This window comes from Streptomyces sp. NPDC017991, assembly GCF_044328075.1.
GTDB lineage: Bacteria > Actinomycetota > Actinomycetes > Streptomycetales > Streptomycetaceae > Streptomyces.
Genome location: NZ_JBIRGP010000010.1, coordinates 150,837 through 176,295, shown reverse-complemented (window position 1 = coordinate 176,295; position 25,459 = coordinate 150,837). Strand labels below are relative to the sequence as shown.

The following is a 25,459-nucleotide window of genomic DNA, read 5'->3' as shown; positions in this document are numbered from 1 at the left end:
GGGAACGATGCCCGGCAGGGGCGCCGGAGGGAAGTGTGGGAGACGCGTGAACCGCACGCGTCTCCCCTTTCTCCCGGTGTCTGGAGTGATCAACAGGTGGCAACTTTTCTCTACCGGATCGGACGGTGGGCCTTCCGGCGCCGGCGGCTCGTGGGTGGTATGTGGCTGGGTGTCCTGGTGCTGGCGGTGGCCGCCGCCGCCCTGGCGCCGGCCGGGGAGGAAGAGGACCTCTCCATGCCCGGCACCGAGTCGCAGAAGGCGTTCGACCTGCTCGACGAGCGCTTCCCCGAGAGCAACTCCCAGGGCGCCGAGGCCCGTCTGGTGTTCCGGGCCCCGGACGGGCAGCGGGTGGCGGCCCGGAAGAACAGGACGGCCGTCGAGGACACCCTCGGCTCGCTGAACGGCAGCGAACAGGTCGCGTCCGCCTCCGACCCCTACGAGTCCGGCGCCGTCAGCGAGGACGGCACCATCGCCTACTCCACGGTCACCTACGCCGTGGACGCCGTCGACCTGACCGGGCCGACGAAGAGCGCCCTCGAAAGCGCCGCGAGCCGCGCCCGGGACGCGGGGCTGACCGTGGAGATCGGCGGCTCAGCCCTGGACTCGGAGGAGGAGCCGGGCGGCACGACGGAGGTCATCGGCGTGGCCGTGGCCGCGGTGGTCCTGGTCCTCGCCCTCGGATCACTGGTCGCGGCCGGGCTGTCACTGCTGACCGCCGTCGTGGGCGTGGCCATCGCCTTCGGCCTGGTCTCCGCGCTGGCGGTGCCACTGGGACTGACGTCCACCGTCGCCATCCTGGCGCTGATGCTGGGCCTCGCGGTCGGCATCGACTACGCGCTCTTCATCACCTCCCGCTTCCGCGACGAGCGTGCCCGGGGCAGCGACCCGGAGGAGGCCGCCGGGCGGGCGGTGGGCACGGCCGGTTCCGCCGTCGTCTTCGCCGGCGCGACCGTCTTCATCGCCCTGGTCGCACTGGGCGTCGTCGGTATCCCCGAACTCACCAGAATGGGCATGGGTGGCGCGGGCGCCGTGGCCCTCGCCGTACTCGTCGCGCTGACCCTGGTCCCCGCGCTGTTCGGCTTCTTCGGCCGGCGGGTACTGTCCCGCGCCGTCCGCAAGGCCGGCCGGCCGGGCGGCGAGCGCGTGCACCAGGCGCCCGCCGCCCCTGTCCGGTCCGGGCTCGGCACCCGCTGGGCGCGGTTCGTGCTGCGCCGGCCGGGAGCCGTGCTGCTGACCGCCGTACTCGGTCTCGGGGCTGTCGCCCTGCCGGCGCTGAGCCTCGAACTCGGCCTGCCCGGCGACGAGTCCAAGTCGGTGGAGACCACTCAGCGCCGCGCCTACGACCTGCTGTCGGAAGGCTTCGGTCCCGGTTTCAACGGGCCGTTGACCGTGGTCGTGGACACCTCGGAGGCCAAGGACGCCCGGACCACCACGGACCTGGTCGTCAGGACCGTACGGGGAGTGGACGGGGTCGCCTCGGTCGGCGATCCGGTGCTCAGCGGGGCCAAGGACACGGCCGTCCTGACCGCCGTCCCGCGGACCGCGCCGAACAGCGGCGAGACCAAGGACCTGGTGCAGGCGATCCGGGACGCGGTCTCCGACGTCGAGGCCGGCACGGGCGCCACCGTCCTGGTGACCGGCACCACCGCGCTGAACATCGACATCTCCGAAGCCATGTCCGACGCCCTCCTCCCCTATCTGACCGTGGTCATCGGCCTGGCGGTCCTCCTGCTGACGGTGGTCTTCCGCTCGCTCCTGGTCCCGGTCAAGGCCGCGCTCGGCTTCCTGCTGTCGGTGGGTGCCGCCTTCGGCGTCCTCGTCGCCGTCTTCCAGTGGGGCTGGGCGGCCGACCTCCTCGGCATCGAGCAGACCGGACCGGTCATGTCGCTGATGCCGATCCTCATCATCGGCATAGTGTTCGGCCTCGCGATGGACTACGAGGTCTTCCTCCTCACCCGGATGCGGGAGGCCTACGTCCATGGCGCGTCCCCCGGCGAGGCGATCGTCACCGGCTTCCGGCACAGCGGGCGTGTGGTGGCCGCGGCGGCGATCATCATGATCAGTGTGTTCGGCGGTTTCGTCGGGATGAGCAGCCCGACCATCCAGACGATGGGGGTCGGTCTGGCCGCCGCTGTGGCCTTCGACGCCTTCGTGGTCCGGATGGCGATCGCACCCGCGGTCCTGGCCCTGCTCGGCCACCGGGCCTGGTGGCTGCCCCGTATCCTGAACCGCGTGCTGCCGAATGTGGACATCGAGGGTGAGGCACTGAGCAGGCATGCCCCGGCCGCCACGACCGGGCCGGGCGCGGCGGTGCCGCCGTTCCCCGTCGGCCGGCGCTGAACCGGCCATGACGGACGCAGACGGCCCGCGGTCACCCGGCACGTGGTGGCGGGAGGCAGCGGTCACGGCGACGGCGTTCGTGCTCTGTCTGTTCGGCGGCGCGGTGCGGGTCGACGACACCCTGTCGGCGCCGCCCGTCGCCGCCTACCTCGTCGCCGTGCTGTCCTGTGCGGTGCTGCCGGTGCGGCACCGGGCGCACCTGGCCACCCTGGCGGCCACCACCGCGGCCGGCGTCCTGGCACCGCCCCTGGGCCTCCTGCTGAGCCCGCTCGTCGTGGCCCCCGCCGTGATCACCGCGTACTCCTACGCGCTCGCCGCGCGCACCGAACGGCGCGCGGCGGGCGCGGTGTCGCTCAGTGCCGTCGTGCTGCTGGTGGCCTCCATCTTCCCCCTGACCGGGGGCCTCTCGTGGCAGGACGCGAGCCGGATGGGAGTGGTGGCGGCCTTCCCGCTGATGGCCGGCGTGCTCGGTCACTCGGTGCGCAACCGCCGGGCCTATCTGGCGGCCGTGGAGGAGCGGGCCCGGCGGGCCGAGGAGAGCCGGGACCGGGAGGCGCGCCGGCGCGTGGCCGAGGAACGGGTGCGTATCGCCCGCGAGTTGCACGACCTCGTGGCCCATCAGATCACCCTGGCCAACGCGCAGGCCACGGTCGCCGCCCACCTCTTCGACACACGCCCGGAGCAGACCCGTAAGAGCCTCGGGGAGCTGGTCGAGACCACCGGCCACGCGCTCGACGAACTGCGGGCCACGGTCGGTCTGCTGCGGCAGTCGGGGGACGCGGTCGCGCCCGCCGAACCGGCGCCCGGGCTGTCCCGGCTTCCCACGCTCATCGAGTCCTTCCACCGCGCGGGTCTGGAGGTGTCGGTGCACCAGGAGGGCACGGCCAGACCGCTGCCGCCGGGAGTGGACCTCACCGCCTACCGCATCGTCCAGGAGGCCCTGACCAACGTGACCAAACACGCCGGAACCCGGAGCGCCCGGGTGCGTCTCGCCTGGAACCGCGAGCGCGTGACCATCACGGTCGCCGACGACGGAGGGGGCGCTCGTACGACGCATACGACACGTACGCCACCTACGACACCGGCCGGGTCCACGGGGCCGGATCGTCCGCCCGGTTTCGGTCTGATCGGGATGCGCGAGCGGGCCACCGCGGTGGGGGGTCACCTCTCCGCGGGCAGGCGCGCGGAGGGCGGTTTCCTCGTCTCCGCCCAGCTGCCCCTCCCGCCCGCCAAGGACACCGGGGAGACGCCGTGACGACGCTCAGGGTGCTCCTCGCCGACGATCAGGCCCTGTTGCGCGGCGCCTTCCGGATGTTGCTCGACAGCGCCGACGACATCACCGTGGTCGGCGAGGCGGGCGACGGCAGGGAGGCGGTGAGACTCACCCGGGAGCTGCGCCCGGACGTGGTGATCATGGACATCCGTATGCCCGAGGTGGACGGTCTCACCGCCACCTCGGAGATCTGCGCGGACCCTGAACTGCGTTCCAGCCGCATCCTGGTCCTCACCACGTACGAGACCGACGAGTACGTCGCTCAGGCGCTGCGCGCGGGGGCCGGCGGCTTCATCGGCAAGGGGATCGGGGCCGAGGACCTGTTGGACGCCGTGCGGACGATCGCGGGCGGGGACACTCTTCTGTCGCCCGCCGCGACCCGTTCCCTGGTGGCCCGCTTCCTGGCCACGCCGGACGACGCCCTGCCGCAGCACGCCGAACAGCTCGCCGTGCTCACCCCGCGCGAACGCGAGATGGTGGCGCTGGTCGCGACCGGTCTGTCCAACCAGGAGATCGCCGAGCGGATGTTCCTCAGCCCCTTCACCGTACGTGCCCACGTGCAGCGCGCCATGACGAAGCTGGAGGCCCGCGACCGGGCGCAGCTCGTCGTCATCGCCTACCGGACGGGCCTGGCCCGCACCGCCCCCGACAGCTTGTCGTAGTGCGCTGCCGGGGGTCCGCCGTTCTTGCGGGCCGGACGCGGCCAGGGCGTGGCCGGCCACGACGTGCGGGCCGTCGTCGACGACATGAGACACCCATCGGCTGTGCAGTTCCGCGATCGCTCGTTCGTCGTTCTCATGGGTCATGACTCGACGCCAGGACCGCGGGCGTAGTTCAGGCAGGGTCCCTCGCACCCACCCGGGGGACGGTCACGAGGTCGGAGGCGGGCAGATCGGCGGCCACCGTGGCGAGCAGTGCGAGGGACTGCCCGGAAGCGCTGCCGGGCTCGGCCTGGTACACGACGAGCTGCTGGTCCGCCGCGCTGTCGACGGTGAACGAGTCGTAGGTCAGGGTCAGTTCGCCGACCTCGTGGTGATGGAAGGACTTGGCCTCATGGCCCTTGCCCCGTACGTCGTGCCGGGCCCACAGCGCGCGGAACTCCGGGCTCTTCAGGGACAGTTCGCCGACCAGTTCGGTGAGCCCGGGGTCGTTCACCAGGTCGCCGCCGCCCGCGCGCAGGGCCGCGAGCCCCGACCGGGCGACGCGCTCCCAGTCGGGGTAGAAGTCCCGGGCGTCCGGGTCGAGGAAGGTGAACCGGACCAGGTTGGTCTCGCCCCGGTCCAGCATCGTGGCGAAGAGGGCGCGTCCGAGGCGGTTGCCTGCCAGTACGTCCAGTCGGCGGTCGAGGACCAGCGCGGGTGTGTGGTGCCAGCCGTCCATGAGGCGCAGCAGACTCGGCCCGACGGGCGCACGGCCACCTCGTCGTACGGAGCCCCGAGCCGTTCGTGCCAGCTGGTGCAGGTGCGCCGTTTCCTCGGGGTCCAGTCCGAGGGCGCCGGCCAGGGAGTGCACCACCTGCGCGGAGGGATGCTTCTCCCGTCCCTGTTCCAGCCGGGCGTAGTAGTCGGCGCTGACTCCGGACAACCGGGCGACCTCCTCCCGGCGCAGGCCCGGCGTCCTGCGCCGGCCCGACCAGGGCTGTCCGGCCCGGGACGGATCGGTCATCTCTCGCCGGGCGCGGAGGAACCCGCCCAAGGGATTGCCACTGTCCATGCCGTCACGATAGGCGCGCACGGAGGCGGTTGCCTGGGTGTGGCACACCCAGGATGAGACCGCCCTGGCCGGCGGGGGCGCGGTGATCACCAGGGCGTCCAACTGGGCCGTTCGAAACGGGAGTTGGCGTCACCCCGGAGGCGACCGGAGACGTAACCCTGCCAGGAGAATCTGACACTGTCAGGTAAATCTCCTCCTGCCAAAGAAGCTCTTGTCTCACTAGCGTTGTTCTCGGCGACGAAGAGCGCGGCACCGCGCCCCCTCCGACGGGGCGAAGGGGCTCCGCGACGCATTGCGCCGACTTCGGTTCGGCCGACGCTCTCGCCTTTCACCGAAGAACACCGAAGGAGACACCCCGTGTTCGAACGCATGGCCGAATTGGCGATCCGCCGATCTCGGCTGGTCCTGGTCGTCGCCGCCCTGGCCGTGGCCCTCATGGGCGTGGTGGGCGCAGGCGCCTTCGAGAAGCTGAAGGGAGGCGGCTTCGACGACCCCGCCTCTCCGTCCACCCGGGCGGCGAACGTCATCGACGAGAAGTTCGGCGGCGAGGTCAATCTCGTCCTGCTGGTCCGCTCCCCCGACGGCCGTATCGACACCCCTTCCTCCCAGGAGAGCGGAGGGGCCCTGACGGCCGACCTCAAGAAGGACGAGCGGCTCAGCAACGTCGTCTCGTACTGGGAGACGAAGAGCCCCGACCTGCGCTCCGAGGACGGCCGAGAGGCCATGGTACTCGCCCATGTGCGAGGCGATCCGACGGAGCAGCGGGAGAACGCCAAGGAGGTCATCGACACCTTCAGCGGCACATACAAGGACACGCTCACCGTCCAGGCCGGCGGAGGCGCCGCCGTCGGCGCCGGTCTGTCGAAGCAGGTGGTCGACGATCTGATCCTCGCCGAGGCGATCGCCATACCGCTGACCCTTCTGCTGCTCCTGTTCGTCTTCGGCAGCGTGGTCGCGGCCCTGCTGCCGCTGGTCATCGCGATCATCGCCATCATGGGCTCGTTCGCCCAGCTCTTCCTGCTCGGCAGTGTCACGGATGTCGCCGACACCGCGACCAACCTCACCACCGCCCTGGGCCTCGGACTGGGCATCGACTACGCCCTTCTGATGGTCAGCCGCTTCCGGGAGCAGCTCGCCGCCGGGGCCAGCGTGGACGACGCCGTCCGGCGCACGGTGCACACGGCGGGCCGCACGGTCGCCTTCTCCGCCGCGACGGTCGCGGCGGCCCTGGCGGCGCTGCTGGTGTTTCCGCAGTACTTCCTGCGCTCGTTCGGCTTCGCCGGGGTCGGTGTCGTCGCCATCGCCGCCCTGAGCACCCTGTTCGTGATGCCGGCCCTGCTGAAGGTGCTGGGGCACCGGGTCAACAGCGGGCGGTTGCCGTGGGCGAAGTCGCGGCGGTCCGACGCCCGCACACCGCTGTGGGGACGGCTGGCCCGTACCGTCATGCGCCGGCCCGCCCTCACCGCGCTGCCCGTCCTCGCCGTACTGCTGTTCGCGGCGAGCCCGCTGCTGAACATCACCTTCGGCACGCCGGACGAACGCGTGCTGCCCGAGGACGCCGAGAGCCGCCAGGTCTCGCAGGTGCTGCGGGAGCACTTCGGGGGCAGTGAGGACTCGGCCCTGAACATCGCCATCGACCAGCCCGTGGACAAGGGCCCGTTGGCCTCGTACGCGGGTCAACTGGCCTCCCTCAAGGGCGTGGTGAGGGTCGAGACCAGTGGGGGAACCTACAGCGCGGGGCAGTCCGCGGCGAGCGGCCCCGCCGACTCCGCCCTCGGCCGGCCCGACGCACAGCGGATCAGCGTGGTGAGCAGCCTGACACCGAAGTCGGACGACGCCCAGGACCTGGTCGAGCAGGTGCGCTCGCTCACCCCGCCCGCCGGAGCACATCCCCTGGTCGGGGGAACGGACGCCGTACTCGTCGACGCCAAGCAGTCCGTCGCCGACCGGCTTCCCCTCGCGGTGGCCCTGGTCGTCCTCACCACCTTCCTGCTGCTCTTCCTGTTCACCGGCAGCATCGTGCAGCCGGTGCGCGCCCTGGTCCTCAACATGATCAGCCTGGCGGCCACCCTCGGCGTGATGACCTGGATCTTCCAGGACGGCAATTTCTCCTCACCGCTCGGCTTCACCGCGCAGCCGATGGAGGTGTCGATGACCGTGCTGATGTTCTGCATCGCCTTCGGCCTCTCGATGGACTACGAGGTCTTCGTCACCAGCCGCATCAAGGAACTCCACGACCAGGGCGAGGACAACGAGTCCGCCGTGGTCAACGGTCTCGGCCACACCGGGCGCATCGTCAGCGCGGCGGCCTGTCTGCTCGCGGTGAGCTTCTTCGCCTTCGGCACGGCCAAGCTCAGCTTCATGCAGATGTTCGGCCTCGGCAGCGGACTCGCCGTCCTCCTCGACGCCATCGCCGTCCGCGGTGTCCTCGTACCCGCCGCGATGCGTCTGCTCGGCCGCTCGGCCTGGTACGCGCCCGGCTTCCTGCGCGCCTTCCACGGCCGGTACGGTCTCAGCGAAGGCGGTCCCGTGCCGACGCCCTCGCCCGCCGGACCCGCACCGGCGGTTTCGACGGACACGGTTTCGACGGACACGAAGAACTCGGCAGGGGTCTGATCCACTGATGTCGGGCCTCGGGCGTCGAACGGCGCCCGAGGCCTGATCATGAGCGACGACAACGGCGCTGTGTTCCGGCGCCGCGCAGGTGCTGCTGGGAGCGGTTGCGGGATCTCGGCCGCCGGCCTTCGCCCGCCTTACGAGAACGCGAGCCGGGCCGGGCCGGGCCGCCTACGCGGACAGCGCGCCGCTCCGTGCCGCCCTGCGGTGGCGCGCGGACAGGCGGGAGCCGGACTCGCGTCGGGCGGCGCGGCGCAGCAGGGGCACCGCGAGGAGGAATCCGAGGACCGTCCAGGCGGTCAGGACCAGGGCGACCATGGGCAGTTCCCAGGAGCCGGCCGCCTCGGCGGTCCGTGCCGTGTCGGGGAGCAGCGCCGAACGCAGGCCCTGTGCCATCCACTTGAGCGGGAAGAGCGCGGCCACCTGCTGGACCGGCACGGGCAGCGAGGTGACAGGGAGCACCGTTCCGGAGGTGATCAGGAGCCCCATCGTCGGCAGCATGATCAGCGCCAGCGCCTCGCGCGGGTTGGGCAGCACGGCGCCGATGGCCGCGCCCAGCGGGACGACGGCGAGCAGTCCGAGCGTGGTGACCCACAGCAGCGTCAGCCAGCCGCCGGGCCCGCGCGGCAGTGGCCCGGGGCCGGGATAGTACGTCGCGAAGTGCGTGAGCAGTTCGGCGACCCGCCAGCGGCGGTGGTCGCGCCACGACTGCAGCACCAGTCCGATCCGGCCGCGCCACGCGTCGTCGCCGCGCTCCGGGTCAGCGCCGAGGACGCTCACCTCACCGGCGGAACGCCGCCGGAAGCCCTCCAGGATCTCGACCGTCGTGGTCTTCCCGGCGCCGTTGGGTCCGAGGAGCGCGAAGATCTCACCGCGGTGGATGTCCAGATCCACGCCATGGAGGACATCGATGCCGCCGTACGTCATCGTCAACACCGCGCGCGTGGACGACGGGCCGGCCGGGCGTGTGCTTGGGCGTCATCGTCCTGCCCCCGAGTCGTGCCGCTGTCGTGGCGGTGTTTCGGCCGCCGCCGGCGGACCGGCGCCCTCGACGATCGCGCAAGGGCCGCGACGTGCCCCTCGAAGGCTGCGCGACCGCGGTCCGTCAGCCGCACCCTGGTACGCCGCTTGCGGCCCCCGCCGTCCTTGTGGAGCTCCAGGTATCCGGCCGCCTCCAGGGTGTGCAGCTGTTTGGAGAGCGCGGAGTCGCTGAGCGAGAGGCTGTCGCGGACGAACGCGAAGTCCGCCCATTCGGTGGCGGCGAGCAGCGCGACCACCGACAGCCGGGTGGCGGGATGGATCAGCTCGTCGAAGCCGGAGGGAATGCTCATCGGTCCGCCCCCACGCCCGTTTCTCCCGTGCCGTCCGCTCCCGTGTCCGCCGCCCGTGCGCCGCGGCCCCGCGCCGATCCGGCCGGACAACAGGGCCGTCCCACCGGTCACCAGCGCCCCCGCGACGAAGGTGGCGAACATGCGCCGGGTGCACCGGGTTCCCACAAGGAAAGTGCTCTTGGCTTTCCCGCCGGGCAAGTCGGTGCCGGATCCGGTCGGGTCCCGCACGACGGACCGTACGGGCCGCGCCGGAAACGGAGTTGTAGGGTTCTGGCCATGACTTCGACCACCGGCGGCGGAGCCCCGGACGAACTCGTGTCGGCCCGCTCCGCCCTGCTCGAAACGGCGAATCGGGCTCAGGCTCGCGCGGCGGTGCGAGAGCTGGTGGCGGTTGTCGACGACGGCGCAGCGCTCAAGCTGGCCGCCCGCTTCGCACCGGTCGCGGACCTCGCCCTGGACACACTGCTGCGCCTGTGGCCGACGGCCGGCGATCCGGACGGCTTCGCCGCGACCCTGCTGGCACCGGCCTTCCTCCGTGAGGGCCGCACCGAGCTGACACTGAAGCGGGTGACCGCGCTGTCGGGCCTGCGGCACCTCACCATGCTGCGCACGCTGACGGTGGATCGCTGCAAGGAGATGACCGACCTCACGGAACTCGGCGCACTCACCGACCTGCGCCACCTCGACCTGAACGGCTGCTCGGGAATCGAGGACCTGACCCCCCTCAGCGGTCTCACCGGGCTCACCCGGCTGAGCCTGCACCGCTGCCGTCCGGTGTCCGACGTCAAGCCCCTGACGCCTCTCCGTCAACTGCGGCACCTCGATCTGAGCATCACCCGGGTCACCTCGGTGATCGATTTCCCAGCGGCGTTCCCGCTGCTTGAGCACCTGAACCTGCGCGGCTGCCGGTCCTTCTCGTCCCCGGCGCAGCTCTCCGGCCTGACCCGCCTCGCCCACCTCGACCTCGGCTGGACGGCCGTCCGGAACCTGGCCGGTCTGACGAACGTGCCCGCGCTCGCCTCCCTGCGCCTGGAAAGCTGCAAGCAGCTCCGTGACCTGACCGGCGTCGCCGCGGCGGCCAACCTCTCCGAGCTGGTCATCGAGGACTGCCCCCGGTTCCGGTCGTTCCACGGTCTCGGCCACCACCCCCGTCTGACGACGCTGCAGGTCAAGGGCTGCCCGGACTTGTTCGACCTGCACGGCCTCTCCACACTGACGCACCTGACGGAGCTGCGGATCGCGGACAGCGAACGGTTCGCCTCCGTCGCGGGAGCCGGATCACTGCCCTCCCTGGAGAAGATCACCTTCGAGAACTGCCCCGCGCTGGCGGACGTCACGCCCCTGGCCGGCCTCAGCACCGCGTTCCGGCTTCACCTGGACGGGCTGGGCCTGATCCGGGACCTCTCCCCGTTCGCGTCGCTCCCCGGCCTCCGCGAACTCGGCCTCGACAGGTGCACGGGGCTGCTGGACCTCACCGGCCTCGGCTCCCACAGCGCCCTGGAGGAACTGTCCGTCAGCCGTACCGACAGCCTGCGCCACCCCGGTGACCCGGGTGATCCGCCGACCCTGCGTGAACTGAGGTTCAGTGCTCTTCCCTCGCTCACCGACCTCGGCCACCTCGGCGGCCTGACCGCGCTCACCAAGGTCAGTGTGCGGGACTGCGGTGCGCTCACGGACATCAGCGGGCTGACCGGCACCCCGATCACCGACCTGACACTCGTACAGGCCACGGGCCTCGACTCGCTCGGCGTCCTGGAGACGTGCCCCGACCTGCGTGTGCTGAGCGTGGAACGGCTCCCGCAGCTGGCCGGTTTTCCCGCTCTTCGCTCCCTGACCCATCTCTACCTCTCCCGCCTGACCTGGACGGACCTGTCGCCCCTGGTCGGCCTCACCTCACTGCAGTCCCTGCGCATGGGCTACCTGGACGAAGTGACGGACATCAGTACGCTGGTCGATCTGCCCGACCTCAGTGAACTCCTGTTCGGCGGCCACCACGCCCTTACCGAGCTCGGCCCCCTGCTGGAGATGAAGTCGTTGCGACGGCTCAACAAGTCACTGCAGATGAACGGAGAGATACTGCAGGGCCGACGCCATCCGGTCCTGACCGAACTAGCGGCACGCGGGCTCGCGATCGACCAGCGTTGACCTTCTGCGATCCGACTGACGCCCAAGCCGACCCGTGGCCGGACCGACGCTCTCCCCTGCGATCACCGTCGCGCTCAAGTCCCCTCGCGCGGCGGGGCCGTTGAGGCACGTACCACGAGTTCGGTGGCGAGTTCGATGTGGTGGGACTCGACCTTCTCGCCGTTGGCCAGTCGCAGGGCGGTGCGCAGGGCGGCACCGCCCATCTCCCGCAGTGGCTGGCGCACGGTGGTCAGTGGCGGTGAGGCCATCTGGGCAAGGCTCGTGTCGTCGAAGCCGACCACGCTCAGGTCGTCGGGGACGCGCAGGCCCCGGGTGCGGGCGGTCTCGATGACACCGACGGCTATCTCGTCGTTGCCCGCGAAGACCGCCGTCGGAGGCTCCGGCAGATCCAGCAGCGCCCTGGCACCGAGCAGTCCGGTTTCGTAGGTGAATTCTCCGGGCCGGACGCAGGCTTCGGGCACCTGTGCTCCTTCCGCCTCCATGGCGGCGCGGTAGCCGTGCATGCGTGCCTGATTGCATACGGCCATGGCCGGTCCCCCGATGTAGGCGACACGGCGGTGCCCCAGGGAGAGCAGATGCCGGGTCGCGGCCAGACCGCCGGCGAAGTTGGTCGCCCCGACGCTGTGGACCCGGCTGTCCGGCAGGTGCAGCGGGTCCAGCACGACCAACGGCAGCCCGGACCGCGCCAGTTCGTTCAGATGCGCCGTGGTGTACACGCTGGTGATCGCGATGACGGCGCGGCGCCCCGCGGAGACCAGGTCCCGGGCCCAGTGCGGGGCGCGGGACGCCTTACTGATCACCACCGAGGCACCCGATACGGCGGCGGAGTCGATGATGCCTTCCAGGGTCTCGGCCACGTACGTGGTGAGGCCGCCCTTGAACTGCACCTCGATGGTCGGGTTCTCGACGGCCTCGGTGTGGCGGAACACGGGCGCGAGGTAGTCGTGCTGATGCAGCAGTTCCTGCACCCGGGTGCGGGTGTGCGGCGCCACGTCACCGCGACCGTTGACCACTTTGGACACGGTCGCGACGGAGACCCCGGCCACCAGGGCGATGTCCGCCAAAGTGGTGCGCCTGGCGTTGGGTCGCATCGGTTCCTCCCAGCTGTACGTCCACCGGCGTGGCGAGTCGCCGGCCGGGCCGGCGAGGCGGGTGGAACCGGTCAACCGTACGACAACCCGAACCGGACCCGTCCCGAGCCGCGCGACCCCGCTCACCACCGTCGTTCGTATCGTTCTCGCCGTCAAGCAGCTGATTTCGAAATGGTTTCGCTACGCGTCAAAGCTCCTGATGGTCGCTCTCACCCAAGTGCATGCAGCTGATCGCGGCCCGACAACGCTCCTGTGACATGTCTTGACAGGGCATCAGTTCGAAACCTAATTTGCGTGAACAGAGCTCAGAGAAGGCTGTTACGAAAACCTTTCACCATGACTCACGAGAAGCCGATGGCTCTCAAGTGCGGAGAAAACATGGCGCTCTCTCGACGTACTCTTCTCGGTCTGGCCGCCGGCGTACCGGCTTCCGCGGCGCTGGCGGGCTGCGGCTCGTCCGGCCCCGGCGACGGGGGCAAGGCCACGTACTGGTACCTGAACGGTCAACCGCAGGAAGGTGTCAGAGCCGGCGCGGTGGACGCGTTCAACAAGGCCCACCCCAAGGAGCAGATCAAGGACACCACGTTCCAGAACGACGCGTACAAGACGAAGATCAAGACAGCCATCGGCGCCGGGAAGGCGCCCACCATCATCTGGGGCTGGGGCGGCGGGACGCTGCGCACCTACGTGAAGGCGGGCCAGATCGAGGACCTCACCCCGTGGTTCGACGATCACCCCGAGGTCAAGAAGCGGCTGCTCCCCTCCTCGTTCGCCGCGGCGACCGTCGACGGCAGGATCTACGCGCTGCCGGGCGAGACCGTGCAGCCGATCATCCTCTACTACAACAGGAAGGTCTTCGACCAGGTCGGTGTGAAACCACCGAAGTCCTGGGACGACATCATGGATCTGGTGCCCAGGTTCAACGCCAAGGGCATCGCACCGTTCTCCCTCGGTGGCCAGTCCCGGTGGACGAACATGATGTGGCTGGAGTTCCTGTTCGACCGCATCGGCGGTCCGGAGGTCTTCCAGGCCATCACCGAGGGCGAGAAGAACGCCTGGTCCAACCCGGACGCCATCAGCGCACTGACGAAGGTGCAGGAGCTGGTCGAGGCCGACGGATTCATCAAGGGCTTCTCCTCGATCACCGCGGACTCCAACGCCGACCAGGCGCTGCTGTACACCGGCAGAGCCGCGATGATGCTGCACGGTGCCTGGTCGTACGGCATCCAGCAGACCCGGGGCGGGGACTTCGTCCCCGACGGCGGACTGGGTTACATGAACTTCCCGCCCGTCGAGGCCGGCAAGGGCGATCCGGGCAACACCGTCGGCAACCCCGCCCAGTACCTGTCCCTCTCCTCCAAGGCCGGCGCGGAGCAGAAGAAGACGGCCAAGGACTTCTTCGCCAGAGGCGTCCTGCAGGACGACGAGGTGAAGAAGTGGATCGACAACGGGTCGGTCCCGATCCGGCTGGGCACCGAGAAGCTGCTGGCAGCCGCGAAGAACGCCGACTTCCTGCAGTTCACCTACGACGTCGCCACCAAGGCCCGCACGTTCGGCCAGTCCTGGGACCAGGCCCTCAGTCCGACGGCCGCCGAGACCCTGCTGGACAACATCGTCAAGTTGTTCCAACTGTCCATCTCACCCAAGCAGTTCGCCGACAACCTCAACGTGGTCACCGGCACATGAGCTCACTCACCGGCCATCAGCGGCGTCGCCCACCGCACAGCGTCCTGCCGTGGCTGGCGGCGCCGGCGCTGGTGATCTTCGTCGGCTTCGCCGTGTTCCCGCTCGTCGGCGTCTTCGCGCTGAGCTTCACCACGTGGGACGGAATAGGCGCCATCCACGCGTCGGGGCTGACCAGTTGGCGTGCGGTGCTCACCGACCCCGGGCTGCCGCACGCCCTGGGCGTGACGTTTCTGGTGATGGCGGTGTCCTGGGCCGTGCAGACGCCGGCGTGCATTCTGCTCGGCACGTTCATGGCGGGCCGCCAGCGCTACCGTGCCCTGCTGGGCGTGGTGTACTTCGTCCCGCTGATGCTCAGCTCCGCGGCGATCGCGCTCGCGTACAAGGCTCTGCTGGACCCCAACTTCGGACTCGGCGCAGGGCTGAAGATCCAGGTGCTCAGCCAGGACTGGCTGGGGCGACCCTGGCTCGCGTTCGGGGTCGTCGTCTTCGTCGTCTCCTGGCAGTTCATTCCGTTCCACTCCCTGATCTACCAGGGCGGCGTCCAGCAGATCCCGAAGTCCCTCTACGAGGCAGCGCAGTTGGACGGTGCCGGACGGATCCGGCAGTTCTTCAGCATCACCCTGCCTCAGTTGAAATACACCATCATCACCTCGTCCACGCTGATGGTGGTCGGGTCGCTGACCTTCTTCGACCTCATCTTCGTCCTCACCGAGGGCGGTCCCGGGGACGCCACCCGGGTCCTCGCACTGGACATGTACAAACGGGGATTCCAGGCCAGCCTGATGGGACCGGCCAGCGCCATCGCGGTCATCCTGGTCCTGGTGGGTCTGGCCCTCGCCCTGCTGCTGCGCCGGCTCGGGGGCCGGGACGCCGGCGCGAGCCAACTTGAGGGGGCCTGACGTGACCATCACGCCGACCGGGCCGCGACGGCCTCGGAAGACCGTCCGCCGCGAGCGGCGGCGTCACCCCCGCCGGACGGCCCGCCGGCGCAACTGGGCCGGCGGGCTGGCCGGATGGCTCTGGCTCGGCGTCGTCGTCGTACCCCTGTACTGGACCCTCATCACCAGCTTCAAGGCCCAGAACCGCTACTACGCGAGCAACCCGCTGGTGCCTACGGGCGACCCGACTCTGGAGAACTACCGGCTGGTCATCGAGTCCGACTTCCTGCGCTACCTCACGAACAGTGTCGTGGTCGCCGCCGGTGCCGTGGTGCCGGCGGTCCTGTTCTCCTTCATGGCCGCGTACGCGATCGTTCGCGGTTGGCGCATGCGGACCCTGCGGGCCGTGAACGGGCTGTTCCTCATGGGCCTGGCCATCCCGCTGCAGGCGACGGTGATCCCGGTCTACCTGATCATCATCAAGCTGCAGCTGTACGACAGTCTGCTGGCGCTGATCCTTCCGTCGATCGCCTTCGCCATTCCACTGTCGGTACTGGTGCTCTCCAATTTCATCCGCGACGTGCCCAAAGAGCTCTTCGACTCGATGCGGGTCGACGGCGCCACCGAATGGACGACACTGTGGCGGCTGGCCGCACCGCTCACCCGGCCGGCGATCCTCACCGTGACCATCTTCAACGCACTGACCATCTGGAACGGATTCCTGCTGCCGCTCATCCTGACGCAAAGCCCTGACCGCCGGACCCTGCCGCTCGCGCTGTGGACCTTCCAGGGTCAGTACGGCGTCAATGTCCCGGCCGTCGTCGCCGCCGTCGTCCTGACCACCCTGCCCGTCCTGGTGCTGTACGCGTTCGGCCGGCGCCAGCTGCTGAGCGGCCTGACCGCGGGATTCAGCCGTTGAGCCGTACCGACGTCCTGCTCGTCTACCTGTTCGCTCGCACGCCCCGGTCGAGGGCCTGATGGGCGTAGGAGGAAAGTGAACGCCGACGTGGCTGTAGAGAACACCCCTGGAATCTGCCTCTGGAACGACCCGGCCGTTCCCGTCACCGCGAGAGTCGACGCCCTGGTCGACGCGATGACCCTCCAGGAGAAGACCGCCCAGCTGTACGGAGTGTGGGTGGGCGCCTCCGACCAGGGCGGCGAAGTGGCCCCCCACCAGCACGACATGGAGGAGGCCGTCGATCTCGACGCCCTTCTGCCCACCGGACTCGGCCAGCTGACCCGGCCCTTCGGCACGGTCCCGGTGGACCCCACTCTGGGCGCGCTCTCCCTGGCCCGCACCCAGACCCGTATCGCCGCCACCAACCGGTTCGGCATCCCGGCTCTCGCCCATGACGAGTGTCTGGCCGGCTTCGCCGCCTGGGGGGCGACGGCCTACCCCGTTCCGCTGTCCTGGGGCGCCACCTTCGACCCGGACGTGGTGCGGCGCATGGCCACCGCCATCGGCCGCGACATGCGTGCCGTCGGCGTCCACCAGGGACTCGCGCCCGTGCTGGATGTGGTGCGCGACGCCCGCTGGGGCCGGGTCGAGGAGACCATCGGCGAGGACCCGTACCTCGTCGGCAGCATCGGGACGGCGTACGTCCAGGGCCTCGAATCCGCCGGGATCGTCGCCACCCTCAAGCACTTCGCCGGCTACTCGGCCTCTCGCGCCGGCCGTAACCTCGCTCCCTCCTCCATGGGCGCGCGGGAACGTGCCGACGTTCTGCTGCCTCCCTTCGAGATGGCGATCCGTGAGGGCGGCGCCCGGTCGGTGATGAACGCCTACACCGACACCGACGGCATGCCCTCCGCGGCCGACGAGGACCTGCTCACCGGGCTGCTGCGCGACACCTGGGGCTTCGACGGCACCGTCGTCGCCGACTACTTCGCCATCGCCTTCCTCAAGACCCTGCACGGCGTCGTGGCCGACTGGGCCGGCGCCGCCGGCACGGCGCTGCGGGCAGGCGTCGACGTCGAACTGCCCAACGTCAAGACGTACGGCGCGCCCCTGGCCGCGGCCGTCGCCGACGGCCGCGTACCGGAGGCGCTGGTGGACCGTGCCCTGCGCCGGACCCTCACCCAGAAGGTGCTGCTCGGCCTGCTCGACCCGGACTGGAATCCGTTGCCTGCCGCGCTCGACGGCGCGGACCTGGACGACCCGGCCGCCCTGCGCGGCCGGATCGACCTGGACGGCCCGCACAACCGCGCGCTGGCCCGCACGGTCGCCGAGGAGGCGGTCGTGCTGCTCAGCAACGACGGCACTCTGCCGCTCGAAAGGCCGCGCCGCATCGCCCTGCTCGGTCCCAACGCCGATGAGCCCGTCGCCGTACTGGGCTGCTACTCCTTCCCTCAGCACATCGGCGTCCGCCACCCCGGGACCCCGCTCGGCATCGAGCTGCCCACGCTGCGCGACGCCCTGTCCGAGGAGTTCCCCGACGCCGAGATCACGGTCGTCCGCGGCACCGGGGTCGACGACGGAGATGTCTCCGGCATCCACGAGGCCGCCCAGGCGGCACGCGAGGCGGACATCGCCCTGGCGGTGCTCGGCGACCGCGCCGGACTCTTCGGGCGGGGCACCAGCGGCGAGGGGTGCGACGTCGAGACGCTGGCGCTGCCCGGCGCGCAGCAGCAACTGCTCGACACCCTGCTCGATGTGGAGACACCCCTGATCACCGTGCTGCTCGCGGGACGCCCGTACGCCCTCGGCCGGGCCGTGGAGGAGTCCGCCGCGATCGTGCAGTCCTTCTTCCCGGGTGAGGAGGGCACGCGCGCGATCGCCGGGGTACTCAGTGGCCGTACCGATCCCTCCGGACGTCTCCCGGTCAGCGTGCCGCGCGGGCCGGGCTCCCAGCCGGCCACGTACCTCGGGGCGCGGCTCGCCCACGCCAGTGAGGTGTCCAGCATCGACCCGACCCCGGCGTTCGCCTTCGGTCACGGTCTGTCCTATACGCGCTTCGACTGGACAGATCTGACCGTCGACGTCCAGGAAGCCCCGACGGACGGCGAGTTCGCGCTCGCCTTCACCGTCCGCAATACGGGCGAGCGGTCCGGAACCGAGGTGGTCCAGCTCTATCTGCACGACCCGGTCGCCTCCGTCGTCCAGCCGGTGCAGCGCCTGATCGGCTACACCCGGGTCGCGCTGGGGCCCGGCGAGGCCCGGCGCCTGCGTGTCACGGTCCCGGCCGACCTCGCCTCCTTCACCGGACGCGACGGCCGGCGCGTCGTCGAACCGGGCGCCCTGGAAGTGCGGTTGGCCGCCTCCAGCGCGGATCCGCGCCTGACGGCCAGGGTCACGCTGACCGGGGCCGAGCGGCATGTGGATCACACGCGGCGTCTGCACGCCGATGTCGGGCAGGAGCCTGTCACCCGGACCTGAACCGGACTCGGTGGTGACTGTCCGTACGAGCCTTCTCCGTCCTACAACAGGCCGCGCCGGGCGAGGTTGCGCATCAGCGCTCGCACACCGAACGTCCACGGCGCGGCCTGCTCGCTGGGGACGACGGTGTTGACCAGAGCGCCCAGTCGCGGGCTGGAGATCCGCACGACGTCGCCGTACTCGTGGGTGAAGCCCGCGCCGGGTGCCTGTCGGTCCTCGGTGGGGGCGAACAGCGTTCCGGTGAACAGCACGAACCCGTCGGGGTATTGATGGTGCGGGCCATGCGTGGCGGCCACCAGGTCCAGTACGTCGCGGCTGATCTCCCGCATGGAACTGCTGCCGTGCAGTACGTAGCCGTCCGCGCCGTCGATCCGCAGGTCGATGTCGATCCCGCGTACGGTGTCGAGGTCGAAGTCCTCGTCGAGCAGGCGGACGAACGGTCCGATCGCGCACGAGGCGTTGTTGTCCTTCGCCCGGGACAGCAGCAGGGCACTGCGTCCCTCGATGTCGCGGAGGTTGACGTCGTTGCCGAGCGTCGCGCCGCGTACCCGGCCGCGCGAGTCCACGACGAGGACGGCCTCGGGCTCGGGGTTGTTCCACACCGAGGCACCGAGCACGCCGATGTCGGCGCCGGTGCCGACCGCGGACATGACCGGAGCCTTGGTGAACACTTCCGGGTCCGGCCCGATCCCGACCTCCAGGTACTGCGACCACAGTCCTTCGGAGACGAGCAGTTCCTTCGCCTTGTCCGCTTCGGGGGATCCGGGACGGATGCCGTCGAGCGTGCCGCCCACCAGTTGCCCGACGCGGGCCCGTACCCGCGCGGCCTGCGCCGGATCGCCGCCCGTCCGCTCCTCGATGACACGTTCCAGCAGACTCCGGGCGAAGGTGACCCCCGCGGCCTTGATCACCTGCAGATCGACGGGGGCGAGCAGCCGCGCCACGTCGGGGCGGCCGGCCGGTGCCGCGAGCAGTTCGTCCAGGCGCCAGGTGTGTCCGCCGTCGGCCTCGCGGACGACCGCCGCCGCGTCGTCGCGTTCCATGAGGTCCGAGACGGTGGGTGCGACGGCCGTCAGGTCGACGACCTGCTCGCCGCGGACCGCGGCCACACACGGTCCGCCCCGGTCCGGGTCGTGGACGCGCGCGACCAGGGCGGCCCGGTCGGCGTCCGCCGGCAGGACGGAGCCGGTGGTGAGGACCGTACGGGAGCGCGCTGCTGCCGATTCCACGATCGGGATCTCCTGGATTCGAGGGGGTGCGGTGGCCCGGGGCGGGCTCAGTGGGAGTCGCGGGGGACCTCGTGTCCCCGGCTTCCGCGCAGAAACCCGAAGTCGGCGCCCCGGTCGGCCTGTTCCACGTTCTGGGTGTAGAGCCAGGCGTAGCCGCCGGTGTGCCGCTCGGCGGGTGCCCTCCACGCCTGCCGTCGTCGCGTGAGCTCGGCGTCGTCCACGTCCAGGCGCAGGATGCGTTCCGGGACGTCGAGGACGACGGGGTCCCCGTCGCGCACCAGGGCGAGAGGTCCGCCGACGGCGGCCTCGGGCGCCACGTGCAGGACCACCGTCCCGTACCCGGTACCGCTCATCCGGCCGTCGCAGATCCGCACCATGTCCTTGACGCCGGCCTTCAGCAGCTTGGCGGGCAGCGGGACGTTGGAGACCTCGGGCATGCCGGGATAGCCCTTGGGTCCGGCGTTGCGGATGACGATGACGGTGTTCTCGTCGATGTCGAGGTCCGGGTCGTCGGCCACCTCGTGATAGGCCTCGGGCGAGTCGAAGACGCGCGCGGGACCGCGGTGGGTGAGCAGGTGCGGTGACGCGGCGGACTGCTTGATCACGGCGCCGTCGGGGCACAGGTTGCCGCGCAGGACGGCGATACCTGTGCCGGCGGGCTGGAAGGGGTCGTCGAGGCCGGTGATGACGTCGGAGTCGAAGCGTTCGGCCTGCTCGGTGTTCTCGGCGACGGTGCGTCCGGTGACCGTGATCTGTTCGCCGTGCAGCAGCCCGCCGCCGAGCAGTTCGGCCAGGACGGCGGGCAGGCCGCCCGCGTAACAGAAGTCCTCCATGAGGTAGGTGCCGCTGGGCATCAGGTTGACCAGGGTCGGCACCGCGCGGACCAGGTCGTCGAAGTCCCGCAGGCCCAACTCGACGCCGACGCGTCCGGCGATCGCGGTGAGATGGATGACCGCGTTCGTGGAGCCGCCGATGGCCGCGTTGACCCGGATGGCGTTCTCGAACGCCTCCCGGGTCAGGATCCGCGAGGGGCGCAGCTCCTCCTCCACCATCCCCACGATGCGCTGTCCCGCCGTCTGCGCGGTCTCCATCCGCCGGGAGTCGACCGCGGGCCAGGCCGCCGAGCCCGGCAGCTGCATACCGAGCGCCTCGGCCATGCAGGCCATCGTCGAGGCGGTCCCCATCGTCATGCAGTGCCCCTCGGAACGGGCCATGCACCCTTCCGCGAAGAAACACTCCTCCTCGGTCATCCGGCCGGTCTTCAGGTCCTCCTCGAACTTCCACACATGGGTGCCGGATCCCACGTCCTGGCCCCGGTACTTGCCGTTGAGCATCGGCCCGCCGGTGACCATGACGGCGGGCAGGTCGACGCTGGCGGCGCCCATGAGCATGGCGGGGGTCGTCTTGTCGCAGCCGGACAGCAGCACGACGCCGTCGAGGGGATTGGCCCGGATCAGCTCCTCGACCTCCATGGCCATGAGGTTGCGGTACAGCATCGCGGTGGGGCGCATCAGGGTCTCGCCGGTGGCCATGGTGGGGAACACGAGCGGCAGGCCGCCCGCCTGCCACACGCCGCGCTTGACGGCTTCGGCGACGCGTGTCAGATGGGCGTTGCACGGGGCGAGTTCGGAGGCGCTGGTCGCGACGCCGATGACGGGCCGCCCGTCGAACACCTCGTGCCCGAGTCCCTGGTTGCGCATCCAGGAGCGGTACACCATCCCGCTGCGGCCCTGTGCGCCGAACCATGCCTGGCTGCGGCGGCTGGTCTTCCGACCGTCGGTCATACAGGTACTCCCGTGGCTCCGGCGTCGTCCGCTTCGCGATGGGGCGTTCCCGGGTACGGACCCGCGGGGCCGTACCCTGTAGGGCAATCATTAGATGATTCGATGAATGGCGTCCAGGGGGCGAGCGGAGATCGTGGCGCACTTTCCGACCACGCACCAGCGCGTGGTCGACGAGCTGGGGCGGCGCATCGTGGGCGGCGCGTGGGAGCCGGGGCATCCGCTGCCTGTCGAGGACGCGCTCGCGGCCGAGATCGGCGTCAGCCGGGGACTGCTGCGGGAAGCGGTCAAGGCACTGGTGGCCAAGGGGATGCTGCACGTGCGCCCGCGCACCGGCACACGTGTACTGCCCCCGGAGCAGTGGAACCACCTCGACCGTGACGTGCTGCGCTGGAAACAGGCCGGGGACTCCGCGGCTCTGCTGCGCGACACGGGTGAACTGCGCCGGATCGTCGAGCCCGAGGCGGCCCGGCTCGCCGCCGACCGGGCCGGACCCGACGACGTACGAGTCCTGTACGACTGCCTGGCTGCCATGGAGGCCGCGGCGGCGAAGCCCGGCCGCAGTGGCTACGTCGAGGCCGACATCGCCTTCCACCGGGCCCTGCTCGACGCCGGCGGCAACCGTCTCCTCGGTTCGCTGGGCCGCGCTGTCGACATCGCGCTGGAACACAGCTTCGTCGTCAGCACCCGGACCCCCGGCGCGGTGGAAGCCTCGCTGCCTGGTCACCGGGCCGTCGTGCGGGCCGTCGAGGCCCGCGATCCCGTGGCCGCGGCGGCCGCCGTACTGGCCATCATCGACGCCGCCGAACAAGAGATCGCCCGGTCGCCCGGGACGCCGGGCGATGCCGGATGACCTCGTCGGGGAGAATCGGCTGCACAACGCGGAACGGCTCCGGAGGACAGCGACATCCTCCTGCGCGCCCGTGCACGTGACCTTCACTCCCGCAAGGTCGATACTGCCGAGGACAGCCCTTCCCCCGACCGGTACGGGCCCCTGTCGGTACCGCCGGGATCCGGCACCCGCGCCCTACCCTTTGACCAGCAACATCGCAGGTCGGACGCCTATCTGCGCAGCTCCCCAGGAGGTACGGATGAAAATGCTCATCAACGTCGCGTAGTTTGGCGCGGCCGCAGGTCACGGCCATGCTGTGGGGCCACTGGTCAGCAAAGTCCCAGCATGAGTCAGGAGACGTGCAGTTGCCGACCCAACTCCCACGCGGCATGGACAACTGCTTGCGGCCCGCACCAGGGGCCCGGACCCGCAGGGTCGGCGAGGAGCAGCCGGCCAACTCGGCCATACCGCGCGCAATGGTGGCAGTGCTGGTGCCAGAAGCGGCGGCAGCGACCTGAATGATCCCGCCGCGGCCCAGGGCCGTTGCCGCACTGGCCAGGTACAGCCGACAGTGACGCTCATCGAAGTGCGGCAGGATCTGTTCGAACTTCGCCCGCAGAGCACCAGCGGCAACGCGGCCTGACAGACACCGGGTCATATCTCAGACTCCCACCAACACCCCTCTACCGAGCACTTACTGGAATACGGGCCCTGGCGGTGACGGCGTACTGGCGTTGTACTCCGGCCGAGACCGTGCCCTTCTTGATGAACCCCGGTGTCGTCGATGATCAGCACTCCAGCCGCGCCCCGAGCCTCGCGGCGACGTACTCCTGCAGGTCATCGCGTACGTCATCGGGATCCCAGCAAGCCCGACCCACCGGACCGATCAGGCCGTGCACGTAGGCGCGCATCCTCCGCCGCAGATCCACCCGACGGAACCGGTAGCCGACCCGCACGAGTACTTCTTCCAGTTCCGCGGACCAGGCATCAGCTATATGTCTTGCACGACAAAGCACAACGGCCCGCCGCATCCGAGGTCACGAACTTCCACAACCTGACGTGGCGTCAGCCGAATACACTCAGAGGCACGGCTCTGACCAGCAGTGACAGCGAAATCCTGCTGGAGTACTAGGCACTGCCGGTTGGTCACGCCTGGAGGTAGGCAAGAACGGCGAGGACGCGCCGGTTGTCCTCTTCGTCCTGGTGCAGTCCGAGCTTGGTGAAGATGTTGTTGCTGTGTTTACTGACGGCCTTCTCCGTGACGAACATACGGGCGGCGATGGCCGCGTTGGAGCGGCCTTCGGCCATCAGTGACAGCACTTCGCGCTCGCGGGGTGTCAGTGCCTTCAGTGGTTCGTCACCGTCGTGGCGGGCCAGCAGGGATGCGACGACCTCGGGGTCCATGACTGTCGCCCCGGCGGCGACCCTGCGGACGGTGTCGATGAAGTTGCCGACGTCCGAGACGCGGTCTTTGAGGAGGTAGCCGACCGCGCCGGCGCGGTCGGACATCAGTTCGCGTGCGTAGAGCTGTTCCACGTACTGCGAGAGCATGAGGATGGGCATGCCGGGGTTTTGGCCACGAACCTCGATGGCGGCGCGCAGTCCTTCGTCGGTGAAGGTCGGGGGCAGCCGGATGTCGACCACAGCCACGTCGGGGCGGTGTTTGTTCAGCGCTTGCACCAGGGAGGGGCCATTGTCGACGGCCTCGACGACATCGAATCCGTAGGCCTGGAAGATCCGGATGAGCCCGTCGCGCAGGAGGGTCAGGTCCTCGGCTATGACAACGCGCACGGTAGTGCCATCCTCACGTCGGTGGGTCCGCCGTCCGGGCTGCTGACGCTCAGGGTGCCGTCGAAGGAGGCCAGGCGTCGCTCGATCCCTCGGAGCCCGGTCCCGCCCTCGAAGCGGGCTCCGCCGCGGCCGTCGTCGTGGACGGTGACGGTGAGCAGTCCCCCACCGTCGGTGGTGTGGTCCAGGGTGATGGCTATGTGGTGCGCGCCCGCGTGTTTGATCGCGTTGGCAAGGGCTTCGGCGACCGCGAAGTACGCGGCTGATTCCACGGGGGCGGGCAGCCGCCCGGGGATGTCGATGGTGACGGTGGTGGGTACCGGATTGGCGAGGGCCAGCGCCTGGATCGCCCCGTCCAGTCCCCGGTCGGCCAGCACCGGCGGGTGGATGCCCCGCACCAGGTCCCTCAGTTCGGCCAGTGCGGTCGAGGTCGACTCGCGGGCTTCGGACAGCAGCTGGGCCACGGCCTGCGGATCCTGGGCCAGGAGTTGTTCGGCCAGTCCCAGGCTCATCCCGAGCGATGCCAGACGGGCCTGGGCGCCGTCGTGCAGGTCCCGTTCGATCCGGCGCAGCTCATTTGCCTGGGTGTCGACCGTCTCAGCCCGCGATGTCGCCAGTTGCGCCACCCGTGCCTTCAGCCGGGCCTGCTCGGTCGGGGCCAGCAGGGAGTGGATCACCACCGCGTTCAGTCTCGCCAGCGGTATCGCGGTGACGTACCAGAGTGCCAGGAGCAGCACACCCAGCGGGATCATGACGCACGATTCGGCGACGGTGTGCAGGTGGAAACGCGGGCCGAACGGAGTGCGGAACACCGCTGGTGGGGTCAGCGCGAACACCAGCGGATACACCAGGTAGAACGCTCCGATCACGAAGATCAGGAACGACGCGCCGGCGGTGGCCCACCCGGCCACCGAGTCGAGCACCAGCCAGGTCCAGTCACGCCACGTCGCCGGGTCCTTCAGGACCGCCCACAGCCGGATCAGTGCGTTCCGCCGCGGAGTCGGCAGGTACGGGCGGGCGACCGGCTTCCCCATCCACCACCCTGCCCACGCGCGGTGCCGGTCGGCGAACCAGCGCACCAATACCGTCGCCAGCACGGCCAGCGGCAGACCGATCCCTATCGGCACCAGTACGACAGCGACACTCCACAGCGTCAACAGGCACAACGCCGCCACGGAAGCGAGCAGGAACAGCAGCGACCAGCCCAGCAGCTTCAGGCGCAGTAGCAAACTCGTGCGCAGGCCACTTCCGGGTACCGGGGCCGGAGGTGGAGCAGGCAGAAGGCCGGAGTCGCTCATGAGGGGCACATCTTTACACACCGGCCCAGGTGCGATCGAAGTGGACCGGGGCTGCTGGAAGGCCGCCGGCCGGCAGGTGGAG

Annotated in this window: 17 protein-coding genes and 3 pseudogenes; 10 read left to right on the top strand and 10 right to left on the bottom strand. The window is 70.2% G+C overall.

Features of this window, described 5'->3' with window-relative positions; all coding sequences use genetic code 11:
• The first annotated feature begins 96 nt into the window (after nucleotides 1–96).
• From ACH4DZ_RS28265 to ACH4DZ_RS28255, 3 genes are read left to right on the top strand one after another with little or no spacing between them, the layout of a single operon-like run.
• Entirely contained in the window at nucleotides 97–2,340 is a 2,244-nt protein-coding gene (locus ACH4DZ_RS28265; protein ID WP_398290173.1) for an MMPL family transporter, read from the top strand.
• Between the two features lie 7 nt (nucleotides 2,341–2,347).
• Nucleotides 2,348–3,595 carry a sensor histidine kinase gene (locus ACH4DZ_RS28260; RefSeq protein WP_398290172.1) on the top strand — a complete coding sequence of 416 codons (1,248 nt, stop codon included), beginning with the start codon at nucleotides 2,348–2,350 and terminating at the stop codon, nucleotides 3,593–3,595.
• Nucleotides 3,592–4,275, top strand: coding sequence for a response regulator (locus ACH4DZ_RS28255; RefSeq protein WP_398290171.1), 684 nt, complete (start codon nucleotides 3,592–3,594; stop codon nucleotides 4,273–4,275). The genes ACH4DZ_RS28260 and ACH4DZ_RS28255 overlap by 4 nt, the downstream gene beginning before the upstream one ends.
• Nucleotides 4,276–4,447: 172 nt before the next feature.
• Here ACH4DZ_RS28255 and ACH4DZ_RS28250 read toward each other — a convergent pair whose 3' ends face one another.
• Nucleotides 4,448–5,326 (bottom strand): helix-turn-helix transcriptional regulator, encoded by an 879-nt coding sequence (locus tag ACH4DZ_RS28250; protein WP_398290170.1) that lies wholly within the window; start codon nucleotides 5,324–5,326, stop codon nucleotides 4,448–4,450.
• Nucleotides 5,327–5,683: 357 nt separating this feature from the next.
• On the opposite strand from ACH4DZ_RS28250, the gene ACH4DZ_RS28245 reads away from it, so the two are divergent.
• A complete protein-coding gene (locus ACH4DZ_RS28245; RefSeq protein ID WP_398290169.1) occupies nucleotides 5,684–7,942 on the top strand; it encodes an MMPL family transporter in 2,259 nt (752 codons plus the stop codon).
• A gap of 171 nt (nucleotides 7,943–8,113) precedes the next feature.
• Here ACH4DZ_RS28245 and ACH4DZ_RS28240 read toward each other — a convergent pair whose 3' ends face one another.
• Both ACH4DZ_RS28240 and ACH4DZ_RS28235 read right to left on the bottom strand, forming a co-directional pair.
• Nucleotides 8,114–8,869 carry an ATP-binding cassette domain-containing protein gene (locus ACH4DZ_RS28240; RefSeq protein WP_398290168.1) on the bottom strand — a complete coding sequence of 252 codons (756 nt, stop codon included), beginning with the start codon at nucleotides 8,867–8,869 and terminating at the stop codon, nucleotides 8,114–8,116.
• A 51-nt stretch (nucleotides 8,870–8,920) separates the two neighbouring features.
• Nucleotides 8,921–9,273 (bottom strand): annotated as a pseudogene (locus ACH4DZ_RS28235) (transcriptional regulator).
• A 276-nt stretch (nucleotides 9,274–9,549) separates the two neighbouring features.
• Here ACH4DZ_RS28235 and ACH4DZ_RS28230 point away from each other — a divergent pair.
• Nucleotides 9,550–11,418 carry a leucine-rich repeat domain-containing protein gene (locus tag ACH4DZ_RS28230; protein WP_398290167.1) on the top strand — a complete coding sequence of 623 codons (1,869 nt, stop codon included), beginning with the start codon at nucleotides 9,550–9,552 and terminating at the stop codon, nucleotides 11,416–11,418.
• Nucleotides 11,419–11,492: 74 nt separating this feature from the next.
• On the opposite strand, the gene ACH4DZ_RS28225 is transcribed toward ACH4DZ_RS28230, so the two are convergent.
• Nucleotides 11,493–12,509 carry a LacI family DNA-binding transcriptional regulator gene (locus ACH4DZ_RS28225; RefSeq protein ID WP_398290166.1) on the bottom strand — a complete coding sequence of 339 codons (1,017 nt, stop codon included), beginning with the start codon at nucleotides 12,507–12,509 and terminating at the stop codon, nucleotides 11,493–11,495.
• Between the two features lie 378 nt (nucleotides 12,510–12,887).
• Here ACH4DZ_RS28225 and ACH4DZ_RS28220 point away from each other — a divergent pair, with 378 nt between their 5' ends.
• The 4 genes from ACH4DZ_RS28220 to ACH4DZ_RS28205 all read left to right on the top strand — a co-directional run bounded on the left by ACH4DZ_RS28220 (nucleotide 12,888) and on the right by ACH4DZ_RS28205 (nucleotide 18,449).
• Nucleotides 12,888–14,195 carry an extracellular solute-binding protein gene (locus ACH4DZ_RS28220; protein ID WP_398290165.1) on the top strand — a complete coding sequence of 436 codons (1,308 nt, stop codon included), beginning with the start codon at nucleotides 12,888–12,890 and terminating at the stop codon, nucleotides 14,193–14,195.
• Nucleotides 14,192–15,094: a carbohydrate ABC transporter permease gene (locus ACH4DZ_RS28215; RefSeq protein ID WP_398290164.1), complete on the top strand. Its 903-nt coding sequence runs from the start codon at nucleotides 14,192–14,194 to the stop codon at nucleotides 15,092–15,094. Before ACH4DZ_RS28220 ends, ACH4DZ_RS28215 begins: the two co-directional genes overlap by 4 nt.
• A 1-nt stretch (nucleotide 15,095) precedes the next feature.
• Nucleotides 15,096–15,992 carry a carbohydrate ABC transporter permease gene (locus tag ACH4DZ_RS28210; protein ID WP_398290163.1) on the top strand — a complete coding sequence of 299 codons (897 nt, stop codon included), beginning with the start codon at nucleotides 15,096–15,098 and terminating at the stop codon, nucleotides 15,990–15,992.
• A gap of 75 nt (nucleotides 15,993–16,067) precedes the next feature.
• Entirely contained in the window at nucleotides 16,068–18,449 is a 2,382-nt protein-coding gene (locus ACH4DZ_RS28205) for a glycoside hydrolase family 3 N-terminal domain-containing protein (protein ID WP_398290162.1), read from the top strand.
• Nucleotides 18,450–18,490: 41 nt separating this feature from the next.
• On the opposite strand, the gene ACH4DZ_RS28200 is transcribed toward ACH4DZ_RS28205, so the two are convergent.
• Both ACH4DZ_RS28200 and ACH4DZ_RS28195 read right to left on the bottom strand, forming a co-directional pair.
• A complete protein-coding gene (locus ACH4DZ_RS28200; protein WP_398290161.1) occupies nucleotides 18,491–19,678 on the bottom strand; it encodes a fumarylacetoacetate hydrolase family protein in 1,188 nt (395 codons plus the stop codon).
• Between the two features lie 47 nt (nucleotides 19,679–19,725).
• Nucleotides 19,726–21,462, bottom strand: coding sequence for an IlvD/Edd family dehydratase (locus ACH4DZ_RS28195; RefSeq protein WP_398290160.1), 1,737 nt, complete (start codon nucleotides 21,460–21,462; stop codon nucleotides 19,726–19,728).
• A gap of 106 nt (nucleotides 21,463–21,568) precedes the next feature.
• Here ACH4DZ_RS28195 and ACH4DZ_RS28190 point away from each other — a divergent pair, with 106 nt between their 5' ends.
• Nucleotides 21,569–22,312, top strand: coding sequence for a FadR/GntR family transcriptional regulator (locus ACH4DZ_RS28190; RefSeq protein ID WP_398290158.1), 744 nt, complete (start codon nucleotides 21,569–21,571; stop codon nucleotides 22,310–22,312).
• Between the two features lie 370 nt (nucleotides 22,313–22,682).
• Here the strand turns inward: ACH4DZ_RS28190 and ACH4DZ_RS28185 are convergent.
• The 4 genes and pseudogenes from ACH4DZ_RS28185 to ACH4DZ_RS28170 all read right to left on the bottom strand — a co-directional run.
• Nucleotides 22,683–22,949, bottom strand: a pseudogene (locus tag ACH4DZ_RS28185) (ISAzo13 family transposase); the annotation flags it as partial.
• Between the two features lie 55 nt (nucleotides 22,950–23,004).
• Nucleotides 23,005–23,322, bottom strand: a pseudogene (locus tag ACH4DZ_RS28180) (transposase); the annotation flags it as partial.
• A 115-nt stretch (nucleotides 23,323–23,437) separates the two neighbouring features.
• Nucleotides 23,438–24,082 carry a response regulator gene (locus tag ACH4DZ_RS28175; protein ID WP_398290157.1) on the bottom strand — a complete coding sequence of 215 codons (645 nt, stop codon included), beginning with the start codon at nucleotides 24,080–24,082 and terminating at the stop codon, nucleotides 23,438–23,440.
• Nucleotides 24,067–25,377 carry a sensor histidine kinase gene (locus tag ACH4DZ_RS28170; protein WP_398290156.1) on the bottom strand — a complete coding sequence of 437 codons (1,311 nt, stop codon included), beginning with the start codon at nucleotides 25,375–25,377 and terminating at the stop codon, nucleotides 24,067–24,069. Before ACH4DZ_RS28170 ends, ACH4DZ_RS28175 begins: the two co-directional genes overlap by 16 nt.
• Nucleotides 25,378–25,459: the final 82 nt, after the last annotated feature.